The organism is Mucilaginibacter phenanthrenivorans, from assembly GCF_024721155.1.
Taxonomy (GTDB): Bacteria; Bacteroidota; Bacteroidia; order Sphingobacteriales; family Sphingobacteriaceae; genus Mucilaginibacter; species Mucilaginibacter phenanthrenivorans.
This window is the reverse complement of record NZ_JAHVAP010000001.1, coordinates 1,016,350-1,031,338: the sequence shown is the minus strand read 5'-3', so window position 1 is coordinate 1,031,338 and position 14,989 is coordinate 1,016,350. Positions and strand designations below refer to the sequence as shown.

The following is a 14,989-nucleotide window of genomic DNA, read 5'->3' as shown; positions in this document are numbered from 1 at the left end:
GAGATTAGAGATTAGTAAAAACGCTTTGGAAATGTTGTTTACAAAAATAACGACTGACTGCGTAGCGAATGACACAATGACTAATGACCAAATAAAATGATAAAGAACTATTTAAAGATCGCATGGCGCAATATTGTAAACAATAAGGTTTACAGCGCGATTAACATTCTAGGTCTTGCTGCCGGTATGGCTGTCGCATTGCTTATTGCGTTATGGGTAGTTAATGAATACTCGTACGATAAGTTTCTGCCTAACTACAAGCAGCTATACCAGGTTGAGTTGAATTTTACAAGTCAGCATGATGGTGAGCACACACAAACGGCGCTGGCAATCCCGTTAGCGGATGTGCTGCGCAAGGAAGTTCCCGGCATCGCTCATGTAGCCGAAACTGATTGGGTCGGCATGCAATGGCATGACCTGCTGGTGGGAGACAAAAAGTTGTACATAAACGGCGGAGCCGTTCATCCTGATTTTTTAAAAATCTTTCAATATCCATTTTTAAAGGGCAACGGCAAACTTGCTTTAAATGAAACTTACTCCATCGTACTAACGGAGTCGACCGCCAAAGCGTTGTTTGGTAGTATTGATCCGGTGAATAAATATGTACGTTTTGATAATAAGCAGAATTTAAAGGTTACAGGCGTCGTGAAAGATCTCCCTCAAAACGCTTCCTTACAATTTGGCTTTATCACTCCGTTCAGCTTCAAAGAGCAGACAGAAGGATGGATGAAGAGTGCACGCACTACTTGGACAAATAACTCATTCAATGCTTACGTTGAATTGCAGCCCGGTGTAACAGCAGAACAAATTGCGCCGAAGATCAGGAACCTGGTTTATCAAAAAAGTGTACAGATGCGGCCCGCTAAACCTAAAGTGGTTCTGCATGCCGTAAAATACTGGCACCTATATTCTGATTTTAAGAACGGAAAGGAAGTTGGTGGTTTTATTGATTATGTGCGGATGTTCAGCATTATCGGCATCCTGGTGTTGGTGATTGCCTGTATTAACTTTATGAATCTTTCAACTGCCCGCTCGGAAAAGCGCGCGAGGGAGGTGGGCGTAAGAAAAGCTATAGGCTCACAACGCAAAGACCTGATATACCAGTTTTTAACGGAATCAATATTGATCACCTTTGTCGCATTCTTATTCTCACTGTTATTCACGCAATTGGCATTACCTGCCTTTAATACCCTTATTGGTAGTTCCATCAGCATCCCGTATGCCAATCCGCTATTCTGGGTCATAATGATCCTATATGTATTGATTACTGGTTTGTTGGCTGGTAGCAGGCCGGCATTTTACCTTTCATCGTTCAACCCGGTAAAGGTTTTAAAGGGGGCCATCCAGGTTGGAAAAGCCGCTGCGCTGCCGAGAAAGATCTTAGTAGTGGTTCAATTCAGCTGCTCTATCGCACTAATAATCAGCACAGTTATAGTCTATCAGCAAATTCAGTATGCTAAAAGCAGGCCCACGGGTTATAATGCTGACAGGTTGATGATGACAGACATGAGCGGCGATCTTAACACGCATTATGATGCGCTAAAAAATGATTTACTGGCTTCAGGAGTTGTAGAAAGCGTGGCAGCCGCATCAAGTCCGGTTACCAATATCTACAGTCACATGTCGCTTAACAATTGGCCCGGTAAAGCCGCCGGGGAGGAATCGGTAAATATCGGCGCCATCTTCGTATCTGACGGTTATTTTAAAACATTAGGGATGGCCCTGAAAGAGGGTCACGACTTTTCAAACACCGTAAGTGTCGATACAACAAATGTTATCCTGAACGAATCCGCTATTAAGCGGATCGGCCTTAAAAACCCAATAAACCAGTTAATATCCTGGAACGGGACCGCGACACCATGCAAAATCATCGGCGTGGTAAAGGACGCTTTAATGGAATCGCCCTTTACACCTGTAGCCCCGGCGATTTTTTACCATAATCCAGGTGGTAATACCATTATGTACCGTGTATCAAAAAATGTGGATACACATACTGCTGTGGAAAAACTCACTAAGATATTCGATACCTATAACCCTGCATATCCGTATATCTACCAGTTTATAGATGATGAATATAATCACAAATTTCACCTTGAACTACTCGTAGGCAAATTGGCCGGTGTGTTCGCAGGCCTGGCCATATTTATCTCTTGCCTTGGCTTGTTCGGGCTTGCCGCTTACGTTGCAGAACAGCGTACCAAAGAGATTGGCATTCGCAAGGTGCTTGGCGCGTCTATCTCGCAAGTGTGGCTTTTATTATCGCGCGATTTTATATTGTTGGTAATGATAAGCTGTGTAATTGCCTCGCCTATAGCGCTTTATTTTTTACGTAACTGGCTGCAAAAATATGATTACCGGATAACAATAGGCCCAGGCGTATTCGTGCTGTCGGCGGTAATGGCGCTGTTGATCACTTTAATAACAATAAGTTTCCAGGCCATAAAGGCGGCGTTAACAAATCCGGTGAAAAGCTTGCGTTCCGAGTGATTACCGACTGGAGATAGAAATTAGTTATAAAACTTAACAAGTACCAATGAACTAATGAGCAATTAAACCAATGAACCAACCATGATAAAAAGCTATTTTAAAATTGCCTGGCGCAGTATGATGAAGAATAAGTTTTTCTCCATCGTAAATATTTTTGGTTTATCGGTAGGGCTTACCTGTTGTATGCTGATTGCGTTGTACCTGCATTATGAAACCAGCTATGACAGCTATCAAAAGAATATAGCAAACCTGTACCAGGTAGGAACGGTCAATATTAAAAAGGGTGAAAAGAATGATAAGTCTCCGTTCACTGCACCGCCGGTTGCAGGGGCATTAAAGCAGGAGTTCCCGGAGATAGCGGAATGCACCAGGTTGCTTAATTTGTTTACTGATGATGTAAACCTGGTGCAATATGCGCCGGCGAATGGTGATAAAAAATCATTTCTTGAGGGACATGGTTTCCTTGCTGATTCCTCCTTCTTTAAAATGTTTACTTACAATTTCATCGAGGGAAATGCCAGTATCGCGTTAGCAAATCCTAACTCCGCTGTAATATCCGAAGCGATGGCCAGGAAAATTTTTGGTAATCAGACGGCTATTAATAAAATGCTGCACATCAGCAGTAATATGAATGGAGATAACGATTACAGGATAACAGGGGTTTTCAGACCGGTTGATAATCCCACACATATCGACGCTAATTTCTTTTTGTCATTTGCAGGCGGTGGAATGGATAAGTACCTGCAGAAACAGGGAAATGATTTTGCCCGTAACAATATGTTTTATACTTATATCTTGTTAAAACCAGGTGCTAATGCAGCCCGGCTTGAAAGCAAATTCTCATATTTTGTCAAGAAATACGAAGCTGTTGATTTGAACCGTATGGGGCGCGATAAAAAACAATTTCTGACCCCGGTTAGAGCCATTCATTTAAGCAAGGATTTTACTTCAAACGTTACCGCACCGGCAAGTCGCACCTATTTATTTGTATTAACATCAATTGCAATATTCACTTTACTTATCGCGTGTATAAATTTTATGAATTTGTCCACTGCGCGTTCATCAAAACGATCATCAGAGGTTGGGGTAAGGAAAGTTTTAGGAGCGGAAAAAGGCTCACTCATCCGCCAGTTTTTGGGTGAATCTGTTTTGATAACCTTTATCGCCTTTCTTATTGCGGTAGTGTTTACCATATTGCTGCTGCCTGTATTTAACCAACTGGCGGCAAAACATATTGTATTGTCATTTGCGGCAGATAAAACTATGTTGCTATACTTTTTATTGATGGCATTGCTTACCGGCTTGATAGCTGGAAGTTACCCGGCATTCTACCTGTCATCGTTTAACCCTGTTAAAGTTTTAAAGGGGAAGTTGACTAATTCGCTTGCCGTGGTGTCAATTCGTAAGGGGTTAGTTGTTTTCCAGTTCATCATCTCGGTGGTTCTTATTATTGCGTCTGTTGTTATCGCCAGGCAAATGAACTATATGCGTAATGCTGACCTGGGTTTTGCGAAGGATCAGCAGATAGTTATTCCACTTCGTACAAATAACTCTAAGGCTGTTTATAGCGCGCTCAGGAATGAAACAAAAACAAACCCGCGAATCATTTCGGTAGGCGCTTCGGCCTATTACCCCGGAATTGCCAACCCCAGCGACGGCGTTTTTTATAAAGATGGTCAATCAATGAACGATGCCAGGCGTACCCGAATGAATTATGTGGATGCGGATTTCCTGCAAACACTGGATATCAGGGCAGTTTCCGGCAGGTTATTCTCGGCTGAATTTAAATCAGATACAGGTCTTATCGTTAATGAAACAGCCATAAAAGAACTCGGTTTTGCAAGTCCGCAAAAAGCTGTCGGTCAAAACATTCACTACGATGTTCGCGGGAAACAATACAATGTGCAGATAGTAGGAGTAGTTAAGGATTTTCATTATGAGGACTTGCATTCGCCTGTTACCCCATACGCATTTCAACTGGAGAATGATAAGAGTCAATATAATTACATGATAGTTCATACGAAGGCCGGCAACATGACACCTGTTTTAAAGATGATTGAAAATGCATGGCATAAATATGATCAGAGCGATCCGTTTGAATATAATTTCCTGGATGAACAATTTCAAAAGAATTATGAGACGGATAACAGGCTAGCCGCTATCGTTGGCTATTTTACCGTAATAGCCATATTGATATCATGCCTTGGCCTTTTTGGTCTTGCTGCATTCAGTGCCGAACAGCGGACCCGGGAAATTGGTGTTCGCAAGGTATTGGGCGCTAGTGTGAGTACCATCGTTTCATTGTTGTCTGTCGACTTTTTAAAGCTGATCATCATATCGGTTATCATCGCATCGCCAATTGCCTGGTGGGCCATGAACAAATGGCTGCAGGGATTTGCCTATCGTCAACCAATCGACTGGACAATTTTTGCTTATACAACAATAATAGCCGTAATGATAGGAATTTTCACCATCGGATCGCAAGCCCTAAAAGCGGCGTTAATGAACCCGGTGAAGAGCTTGCGTTCCGAGTGATTTAAGACTAGAGCTTAGTTGAAAAATTCAGACCAACACCAATGAATAATTGAACCAACGAACATTTAATCATGATAAAAAATTATCTCAAAATCGCATGGCGAAATATCTGGAAAAACAAGGTTTTTTCGGCCATTAACATTATTGGCTTGTCTGTGGGGATGGCCGCATGTATTGTTATCATGCTGTTTGTTTCGTATGAGAAGAGCTTCGATAACTTCCATGCAAAGAACATTTACAAACTGGACGAGGTGCAAAAGTTTCCGGGCATGGTATCATCACAAAAGGTAGGCTTATCCATGTTTCCAATGGGTCCGTCGCTGCAGGCTGATTTTCCGGAAGTTAAAAACTTTACCCGCATCCGCTGGCAAGAGAAATTTCAGCTTACTTATGGTGAGAAAAAGGTTTTTATACCATGGGCATTCTTAGTTGATACTACGTTTTTAAATATTTTCGACTTTAAGTTGGTAAGAGGCGACAGGAACACTGCCCTGCTAAAACAGCATAGCGTTGTAATTACCGAGGAAACCGCTCAAAAAATGTTTGGCAATGCCGACCCAATGGGTAAAACCATAACCCACTACGGCGGTGATACTACAGCATATTCGGTTACAGGGATAGCCGCAAATCCACCCAAAAACTCTCATTTACAATTTGATGCTTTGTTTTCATTTAATACCACCTTTAAGCCGTGGATGATTAATAACTGGGGTGGCAACTGGCTGGATACTTACCTAGTATTAGCCCCAAACACCAACATTAAGGCTTTTGAAGCCAAGATGCCTGCCTATCTTAAAAAACACATGAAAGGAGATGGCTATAAATATTACGAACTGTTTTATCTACCGCTCAAAGACATTCACGCCAACTCTGCCGATATCGGGCTCGATTACCTCAACTTCCAAAAGTTTGATAAAAACTTAACCAATTTATTCCTGGCAATTGCATTGATTGTTTTGGTGATTGCCTGTATCAATTTTATTAACCTGTCAACCGCCCGTTCGGCAGAAAGAGCCAAGGAGGTCGGTATTCGCAAATCAATCGGGGCCTATCGTTTTCAACTGGCTATCCAGTTTTTGGGCGAAACGGTAATCCTTGCCTTAATGGCGCTCGTATTTGCAATTGTGCTTGTACAGTTAGCGTTGCCTTATATTAACAACATTAGTCAACGCCAGTTAACCTTACCGGTTTTTAGTAACCCCGGTACTGTGCTCATCATACTTGCCTGCACCGTAGTGGTAGGCCTGATTTCAGGAATTTACCCGGCTGTTTATCTATCTGGTTTTCAACCGGTGAAAGTACTAAAAGGCTCGATCGAAACAGGAAAAAACAAAGGTTTACTAAGAAATATATTAGTAATAGGACAATTTACAAGTGCTATATTCCTGATGATAGCCACGGTATTGGTAGTAAAGCAATTGAACTTTATGCAGCATAAAGATCCGGGGTTTAACCGTGAACAAATTGTTACCGTACCGCTAAATGGTATTACACCAGCCAAATACGACCTGTTAAAACAGCAGATCTCAGCGCTTTCAGCAGTTAGCGGAGTAACTGCCTCCCAGGATAATTTAGGAAGTCACCTCGATCAGTCGGGCGTTGAATTCAGACCTTCAGACGGCCCTAAGCGCAGCCTGGCAGTTACCCAGTTGGTTGTTGATGCCAACTACTTAAGCCTTTATAAAATTAAATTAGCAGCGGGTAAGAATTTCTCTGGCGAAAAAACCCAGGAGGGAAGAGAGTACATAGTTAACGAAAGTCTCGCGAGGGAGCTATTGAAAGATCATCCTAAACGCCCGTTGTCGTCACTCATCGGCCAAACTTTTGGTTATGACTCGTTGGGCACGATCAAGGCAATTGTGAAAGATTTTAACTTCAATTCGCTACATTATAAAATTGAAACGCTGTTTATTGTAAGCGATAAACGAGGCGGTTTCAATACCATGTCGATAAAAATCAATCCCGGTAAAGCAAGCAATGCCGTTGCACAAATACAAGCGGTTTGGAAAAGCATAGAACCCGATCTGCCTTTTGAATACCAATTTTTAGATGACCACTTCAATGAGGTTTACCATGTGGATGATCAGGTAAGCAAAACCGTAGGCATACTTGCTGGGCTTATAATCATTATATCATGCCTGGGTTTATTTGGCCTTGCCTCTTACTCTGCAGAAAAACGGGTTAAGGAAATAGGCGTACGCAAGGTGTTAGGGGCATCTGTACAAAATATCACTTTATTACTTTCGAAAAACTTCTTAAAGCTGGTAATTATTGCAAACCTACTGGCGTGGCCAATTGCCTGGCTTACCATGAACTGGTGGCTGGGTGATTTCGCCTATCGCATTAGTATTCAATGGTGGATCTTTGTTTTGGCGGGGATAATATCCATTTTGATCGCTTTTTTTACTGTCAGTTTCCAGTCAATCAAAGCGGCATTGACAAACCCTGTAAAAAGTTTACGATCAGAATAAAAAACTAAGTCTGCATTTTGAAACAGGCCGGAAATTAGTGCAGAAGCTAATCTTCGGCCTGTTTTACTATTCGCTTTCCCAGCTAATCTCTAGCCTCTAGTCACTAATCAACTAACCCCACCTGTATCATAACCGTACGCCCCATGTTACATAAGCGTACAGTCTTTATATAAAGTTTAATATATAAGGTGCTGATATTTAATAATTTAAAAGTTTGGTATGTTATTGATACCTATGTGCCAGAATGTGGGAAAGCTGTGATTAATTCAAATACTTATTTAATAAATTAGCAGCTAAATCACTAATTCAAAAATTTACTAATTCACTAATTAAAACACATGTTATCACTTCAGCATATTTCGAAATACTACCAGGTAGGCGGCAACAAGAATTTTGTACTTAACGATATTAACCTTGAGGTAGACGAAGGCGAATTTATCTCTATCATGGGCCCGTCTGGCTCCGGTAAATCAACTTTGCTGAACGTGATCGGCATGCTCGATGAACCATCAGAAGGTTACCATTATTTCGTTGGCAATGCTGTTCACCAATTAAAGGACAAACAACGTTCGGCATTATATAAGCAATACATTGGTTTTGTTTTCCAGGCTTACCACCTTATTGATGAGCTTACCGTTTACGAAAACATTGAAACACCATTAATTTACCAGGACTTTAAAGGAACAGAGCGCAGGGCCATGGTTGCCGATATGCTGGATCGTTTTCAAATAGTTGGCAAAAAAGACCTGTTTCCGGCGCAGTTATCCGGTGGCCAACAGCAATTGGTAGGCATTGCCCGTGCACTTATTGCCAAACCAAAACTATTACTCGCTGATGAGCCAACAGGAAACTTAAACTCCAAACAAGGTGAGGAGATAATGGAGTTGTTCCGGAAATTGAATAAAGAGGATGGTGTTACTATTATACAGGTAACGCACTCCGAAAAAAATGCCGAGTATGGCTCACGAATAATTAACCTTTTAGACGGCAGGGTAGAATCATCAAGAAAATTCTAAACCTGCAATAAATATTACAGATCATGTTTTTTAAAAAAATTCCATTACTCCTTTTATTTTTATCGATAACTGTTTTTGCAAAGGCCCAGCAGCAATTGGATAGCGTTTTAACTTTACAACAATGTGTTGATTTAGCCATAAAGAATAACCTCTTAGTAAAAAACAGTGGAACAACAATGGAGAGAGATCGCATAAACTTGCAACAAGCCCGCGAAAATCTCTTGCCTACTTTAAATGGTAATGCGTCGCAATCATTAAGCTTTGGCCGCAGCCAGGACCCTACAACTTATAACTATGTGAACCAGAAAATTAATTACGGCCAATATGGATTAAGCACCAATCTTTTATTGTCAAATGGTTTTAGTTATATAAATGCTATAAAGCAAAATGCGCTTGCCTACCAGGCTGGTAAGATGGATTTTCAACAGGTAAAGGATGTTACTACCTTAAATATAATACAATTGTATTTGCAGGTGTTAAATAGTGAAGATCAGCTTACACAAGCAAATTCTCAGTTCGATGCATCCAAAGTAACACTTGATCGTGAAACGATTTTAAATACTGCGGGCAGTGTAGCCCCTGCTGACTTCTATAATATAAAAGGTGCGCACGCTAACGACGCTGCAAATGTTGTGAATGCTAAAAATAACCTGGTTGCTGCAAAGCTCAATTTGTTGGAAGCAATGAGCGTGCCTTATACCAAGGATATAAAACTGGTAAGGCTTCCCGCAGACAAATCACCTACGAGTTATGGCCAAACCCCCGATCAGATCTACTCAACTGCATTAGGGAGCCTGGCACAGGTTAAAGCGGCCGATTTTCGTGTTCAAGCAGCAGAAAAAGAAGTTCAGTCTTATAAAGGAAAGCTATACCCGACATTGTCTTTTGGCGCTTCGATCAATACGAATTATTCAAGTACCGGAACAACAAGTTTCTTTGATCAGTTCAGAAATAACTATAGCTACGGGCCGGGATTGAGTTTACAGATCCCTATTTTAAACTATTTCCAAAACAGGAATAATGTAAAGCGGGCAAAACTTGATTTAATAGATGCGCAAAACGTAAATACAGATACCAGGGTGCAGCTTAAACAGCAAATTGAACTATCATATGCAAATATGACAGCGGCAAATGATCGTTTTAATGCAGTAACAGACCAGGTTGCAGCGTACCAGGAAGCCTTTAATGCAACCCAAACTAAATTTAATGCAGGTGTTATTACAGCAGACATTTTTGTAATCGCAAAAAATAACCTTGATGTTGCCAATACCAATTTAATTAACGCGCGTTATGACTATCTGATCCGTATAAAGATCCTGGATTACTATAGGGGACAGCTCACTTTCTAAATTTTTATAATTCTTTTTGGATTAGTAAAATTTATCCTACTTTTATTTCAGATTCTATCAAATATCCGGCTTACATTAATCGTTTTTAATGTAAGCCGGATATTGCTAATTATAGGGCATCCCCTTTAATTATTTCCCTGGAACACAATAAATGATTTTAATTTTCATCTCCTTATTAAATTACTTATGAAAAAACTTATCCTCACATTAACAATTATTACATCTGCGTTTACATTTACTTCGGCGCAGATTCTTCCCTCATTCCAGTTGGGTATTAAAGGTGGCGTAAACCTGTCTTCTCTTGATCACTCGTCGTCAGCTTTCAGCACAGGTAACAGGGCAGGTTATTTAGGCGGCCTTTGGGCAAGAGTTGGCGCATTAGGCTTCAATTTTCAACCGGAGCTTTATGTTACGGCTAAAAATGTAACCGTAACCGATGGCGGCACAGAGGTGAAGGCGAAATTTACAAGCATTGATGTCCCGCTTTTGGTTGGCGGAAAAATTGGCGCATTCGGTTTAGGTGCCCGTTTTTACACAGGGCCACTGGTTTCATTCGCTATAAACAAGGATCAAAATTTTGGCAGCGCCGCGGGCAAGGTAACCTCACTTGATTATAAAGACCAGAACTTTGCCTGGGTGCTTGGGGCAGGAGTAGATATCAGGAGTATCTCGGTCGATCTGCGTTACGAAGCAGGTATAACAAAACAAACCTTTGGTTATTCGCACACAAGGGTTAGTCTTTTTAACCTTAGTTTGGCTGTACCCTTGTTGAAATTATAGTAAGCCCACTCTGATTTTAAGTTAGATATTTTATATGCTAAAGGTCTGCCCATTTTGAGGCAGGCCTTTTTTGTTTCCTGTATTAATCAGGTCCATTGCCGATTTAGTATTATATTTTGTAGGGGTTGCTGTCAATTTAGTATTATACTTATTGTACATGTTACACATACCTTTATAAACCAGTTAAACCGGGTAATTATAATACGTAGCATTAATGAACACTGAATATTTATGCAAACGCCTCTTATGCCGCATTTGCATATTGATGGCCATAGTTGCCATAACTTCTCAAAACAGTTATTCGCAACCGGCAACCGGGAGCGCTGGCTCAAATATTCGGTTAAACCAACTCGGCTTTTATCCGCAAGGTCCCAAAATCGCAATTGTGTTAAACAGCAAAAGCGAGGAGTTTTATCTCCAGACCTTAGATAAGAAAAATGTGCTTGTTGGAAAATTAAAAAAATCGGTTAGGCCGGGTTTAAACAGATCATTTACGGATATAGCTGATTTTGGGATATATAATACACCCGGGAAATATCAGCTTTATGTGCCAGGTTCAGGATATTCATATCCATTCGAAATAAAAAAGTCAGTTCACCATAATGTGGCTGCGGGAGCAATAAAGGCTTATTATTTTATGCGGGCATCTATCCCCTTAAAGGGAAAATATGCAGGCAAATGGAGCAGGGCAGAGGGACACCCGGACACAAATGTGCTCATCCATCCATCAGCCGTAAGCGACAAACGCCCGGCAGGTACTTCAATTTCAGCGCCACGCGGCTGGTACGATGCCGGCGATTATAACAAATACATAGTTAACAGTGGGATCAGTACCAGTACGTTGCTTTCGTTATATGAGGATTTTCCGGCTTACATGAAAACTGTAAACTTAAACATCCCCGAAAGTGGTAATAAAATTCCGGATGTGCTGAATGAGGTTTTATGGAATTTACGCTGGATGCTTGCTATGCAGGACCCTGAAGACGGCGGTGTTTATAACAAGCTCACCAATGCCGAATTTGATAAAATGGAAATGCCGGATAAGGGTACCCAGCCGCGTTATGTGGTTCAAAAGGGAACTGCCGCAACGTTAGATTTTGCCGCAGTTATGGCGCAGGCCAGCCGCATTTTAAAAAAATTTCCGAAGCAGTTACCAGGCTTGGCAGATTCATGCCTGGCACAAGCAAACAAAGCGTGGGCCTGGGCAATGAAAAACCCGGGTGTTGTTTACAACCAGGATGCAATGAATCAAAAATTCAATCCTAAAGTAATAACCGGAGGTTATGGCGACTGGAATTTTAAGGATGAATTTATATGGGCGGCATCTGAACTTTTTGTAACCACATTAAACCCAGGGTTTTTAAAGCAGGTTAACCTATTGCCCGACACCAATATGCCGCTGCCGACATGGAGCCAGGTAAGATTATTGGGGTATTATACCCTTGTAAAAAACAGTAGCGCTTTCGGCGCAAAGGCTCCGGCGGAATTACCTGAGATAAAAAGGCGGCTGCTGGCTTTTGCAGATAAACTTGTTAACGGCGCTGATGAGACAGCATATCAAACAGTAATGACAAAATCGGCCCGAAATTTTGGGTGGGGAAGTAACTCTGTTGCCGCAAACCAGGGGGTAGCATTAATTCAGGCGTATAAATTATCCCCAGATAAAAAATACTTGAATTACGCGCTTGCCAACCTTGACTATATTTTGGGCAGAAATGCCGCTGGCTATTCTTATGTAACTGGCTTTGGTAGTAAAACCCCAATGCATCCCCATCACAGGCCGTCCGTTGCCGACGGCGTTGTTGACCCAATCCCCGGCTTACTGGCCGGCGGCCCGAACCCGGGCATGCAGGATAAGATCCGCGTCCCGTCAACAGTCCCTGATGAGGCCTATATTGATGATGACCGGGCTTACGCAGCAAACGAGATCGCGATCAACTGGAACGCTCCATTTGCTTATTTAGCTAATGCTATTGAAGCGCTCCAAAATCAATTAAATACGTCAAAATAAACATCAAATATATAATCAATATTAAATGAAAAGGATCTTTATAGTTGCAGGCATAGTGTGCTTGAATGCGATGCTGCTATCTGCTCAATCGAAAAAAAGCCAGTTGCTGGTAAGCGAGCTAGATAAAAAAGTTGATGCGCTGATCGCTAAAATGACGCTGGAGGAAAAGGTGGGGCAGATGACAGAAGTTACTTCCGACGTAGTTTCGACAACAACCAACGGAGTACACCAAATCGATGACGCAAAAATAAAGGAAGCTATTTTAAAATATCATGTCGGATCGATCCTGAATGTAAGTGGTCATGCTTATGATCGTAAGCATTGGTTCGATGTTATTTCAACTATCCAAAAGGAAGCAGCCCAAGACCGACTGAAGATCCCGGTAATCTATGGAATCGATGCCATTCACGGCGTTACCTACACAACAGGCAGCACTTTGTTCCCGCATGAAATTGCTATGGCCGCTACCTTTAATAAAGAACTAGCCTACAAAGCAGGCGAGATAACTGCTTACGAAACCCGTGCCAGCTATATCCCATGGAATTATTCGCCTGTGCTTGATTTGGGCAAATCGCCGTTATGGCCCAGGATCTATGAAACCTTTGGAGAGGATCCATTCCTTATAAAAACCATGGGAGCCTCCATAATAAAAGGTTACCAGGGCAATGATGTAGGCGATAAATATCATGTTGCCGCTTGTATGAAACACTACCTTGGTTACGGTGATCCGATCGACGGAAAAGACCGCACCCCGGCCTGGATCCCTGATCGCTACATGCGCGAATACTTTTTACCGCCATTTGCAGAAGCGGTAAAGGCCGGAGCGAAAACGTTGATGATAAATTCGGGTGAGATCAATGGCGTACCTATCCACGCCAGTAAATATATGCTGACTGATGTGCTTCGTGGTGAGTTACATTTTGACGGTATTGCTGTTACAGATTGGAGAGACATCGAATATTTGCACGACCGCCATCACATTGCTGCCACCCAAAAAGATGCGGTAATGATAGCAGTAAATGCAGGTGTTGACATGAGTATGGTGCCTTATGAATATAGTTTTTATAATTATTTGGTAGAGTTGGTACATGAGGGCAAGGTATCGATGGCGAGGATAAATGAAGCGGTTCATCGGATCCTTAAGGTTAAATATCAGTTGGGTTTATTCGAGCGCCCGGTTGGTAACCCGGACGACTACCCGAAATTTGGCTCGGATGAATTCAAACAGATTAGTGTACAGGCAGCTACTGAAGCGATCACTCTTTTAAAGAACAATAATAATATCCTGCCGCTTAAAAAGGACGTCAAAGTATTTGTAACCGGCCCGACTGCAAACACCATGCGCTCGTTAGATGGCGGCTGGAGTTATACATGGCAAGGTGATCAGTCTGATTCATTTGCAGCTAATAAAAATACCATACTGGAAGCTATTCAACAGAAAATAGGAAAAGATAACGTAAGCTATGAGCCGGGCGCATCATTCGATAGCCTGCAAAATGTAAATGATGCGGTTAAGGCAGCTAAAAAAGCCGATGTAATAGTTCTATGTTTAGGAGAGTTATCTTATACTGAAAACGTAGGTAATATTGACGATTTAAACTTACCGGCGGCCCAAATCGAACTGGCAACAGAATTGACAAAAACCGGAAAGCCGGTAATTTTGGTACTGGCTGAAGGCCGCCCAAGAGTGGTAACCCAGGCCGAAAACCAATCAGCCGCTACTGTTATGACTTATCTTTCGGGCAATGAAGGAGGCGATGCGCTGGCAAGTATCTTGTTTGGCGATGCAAATCCGTCAGGCAAATTGCCTTTTACTTATCCCAAATACCCCAACGCACTGGTAAATTACTACCGTAAAAACCTGGAAAATGGAAATTCAGACGATAGCCACGGCTACAACCCGTTGTACGAATTTGGTTTTGGGTTGAGCTACACTACTTTCAGTTATAATAACCTGCATTTAAGTAAGCCCGATTTGAAAGATGGTGAAACATTGTTGGTTACTGTTGATGTGAAAAATACAGGGCAGCGGGAGGGGAAGGAATCGGTGCTGCTTTATACCAGCCAGCTTTATGCAAGTATTGCGCCTGATACCAAACGCCTGAGAGCTTATGATAAAATAAACCTTAAACCCGGCGAAAAAAAAACGGTAACGTTTAAAATAAAAGCAAGCGATTTAGCCTTTGTAAACGACATCAGTAAAACGGTAACAGAGCCAGGTGAATTTAAGATCCAGATTGGTGATCAAACACAAAGCTTTAATTTTATTTCAAATACCGTTCCATCAAGAACCGGAAAGTTGTAATAATTAAGATAAGCACTTTATTTTACTGCAAGACT

The 14,989-nt window shown here is 41.7% G+C and carries 8 protein-coding genes; all 8 read left to right on the top strand.

The features are described from left to right. Positions 1–96: 96 nt before the first annotated feature. The gene (locus KXD93_RS04365; RefSeq protein ID WP_258135641.1) at positions 97–2,487 is read left to right on the top strand and encodes an ABC transporter permease; all 2,391 of its coding nucleotides are present in this window, start codon (positions 97–99) and stop codon (positions 2,485–2,487) included. Between the two features lie 81 nt (positions 2,488–2,568). Continuing rightward, the gene (locus KXD93_RS04360; RefSeq protein ID WP_258135640.1) at positions 2,569–5,022 is read left to right on the top strand and encodes an ABC transporter permease; all 2,454 of its coding nucleotides are present in this window, start codon (positions 2,569–2,571) and stop codon (positions 5,020–5,022) included. A 71-nt stretch (positions 5,023–5,093) separates the two neighbouring features. Continuing rightward, complete coding sequence (locus KXD93_RS04355; protein ID WP_258135639.1) at positions 5,094–7,493, top strand: ABC transporter permease; 2,400 nt, start codon at positions 5,094–5,096, stop codon at positions 7,491–7,493. A gap of 338 nt (positions 7,494–7,831) precedes the next feature. After that, positions 7,832–8,509, top strand: coding sequence for an ABC transporter ATP-binding protein (locus tag KXD93_RS04350; RefSeq protein WP_258135638.1), 678 nt, complete (start codon positions 7,832–7,834; stop codon positions 8,507–8,509). A gap of 23 nt (positions 8,510–8,532) precedes the next feature. After that, a complete protein-coding gene (locus KXD93_RS04345) occupies positions 8,533–9,858 on the top strand; it encodes a TolC family protein (protein WP_258135637.1) in 1,326 nt (441 codons plus the stop codon). Between the two features lie 186 nt (positions 9,859–10,044). Further along, on the top strand, positions 10,045–10,638 hold the full coding sequence (locus KXD93_RS04340; protein WP_258135636.1) for a porin family protein: 594 nt from the start codon (positions 10,045–10,047) through the stop codon (positions 10,636–10,638). Between the two features lie 214 nt (positions 10,639–10,852). Then, positions 10,853–12,649, top strand: a complete 1,797-nt coding sequence (locus KXD93_RS04335) for a glycoside hydrolase family 9 protein (RefSeq protein ID WP_258135635.1) — start codon at positions 10,853–10,855, stop codon at positions 12,647–12,649. Between the two features lie 25 nt (positions 12,650–12,674). After that, entirely contained in the window at positions 12,675–14,954 is a 2,280-nt protein-coding gene (locus tag KXD93_RS04330) for a glycoside hydrolase family 3 N-terminal domain-containing protein (RefSeq protein ID WP_258135634.1), read from the top strand. Positions 14,955–14,989 lie beyond the last annotated feature (35 nt).

Bases quoted from the DNA above. Each gene is read 5' to 3' on its own strand.
- KXD93_RS04365 (WP_258135641.1), top strand. From the start codon at position 97: ATGATAAAGAACTATTTAAAGATCGCATGGCGCAATATTGTAAACAAT.
- KXD93_RS04360 (WP_258135640.1), top strand. From the start codon at position 2,569: ATGATAAAAAGCTATTTTAAAATTGCCTGGCGCAGTATGATGAAGAAT.
- KXD93_RS04355 (WP_258135639.1), top strand. From the start codon at position 5,094: ATGATAAAAAATTATCTCAAAATCGCATGGCGAAATATCTGGAAAAAC.
- KXD93_RS04350 (WP_258135638.1), top strand. From the start codon at position 7,832: ATGTTATCACTTCAGCATATTTCGAAATACTACCAGGTAGGCGGCAAC.
- KXD93_RS04345 (WP_258135637.1), top strand. From the start codon at position 8,533: ATGTTTTTTAAAAAAATTCCATTACTCCTTTTATTTTTATCGATAACT.
- KXD93_RS04340 (WP_258135636.1), top strand. From the start codon at position 10,045: ATGAAAAAACTTATCCTCACATTAACAATTATTACATCTGCGTTTACA.
- KXD93_RS04335 (WP_258135635.1), top strand. From the start codon at position 10,853: ATGAACACTGAATATTTATGCAAACGCCTCTTATGCCGCATTTGCATA.
- KXD93_RS04330 (WP_258135634.1), top strand. From the start codon at position 12,675: ATGAAAAGGATCTTTATAGTTGCAGGCATAGTGTGCTTGAATGCGATG.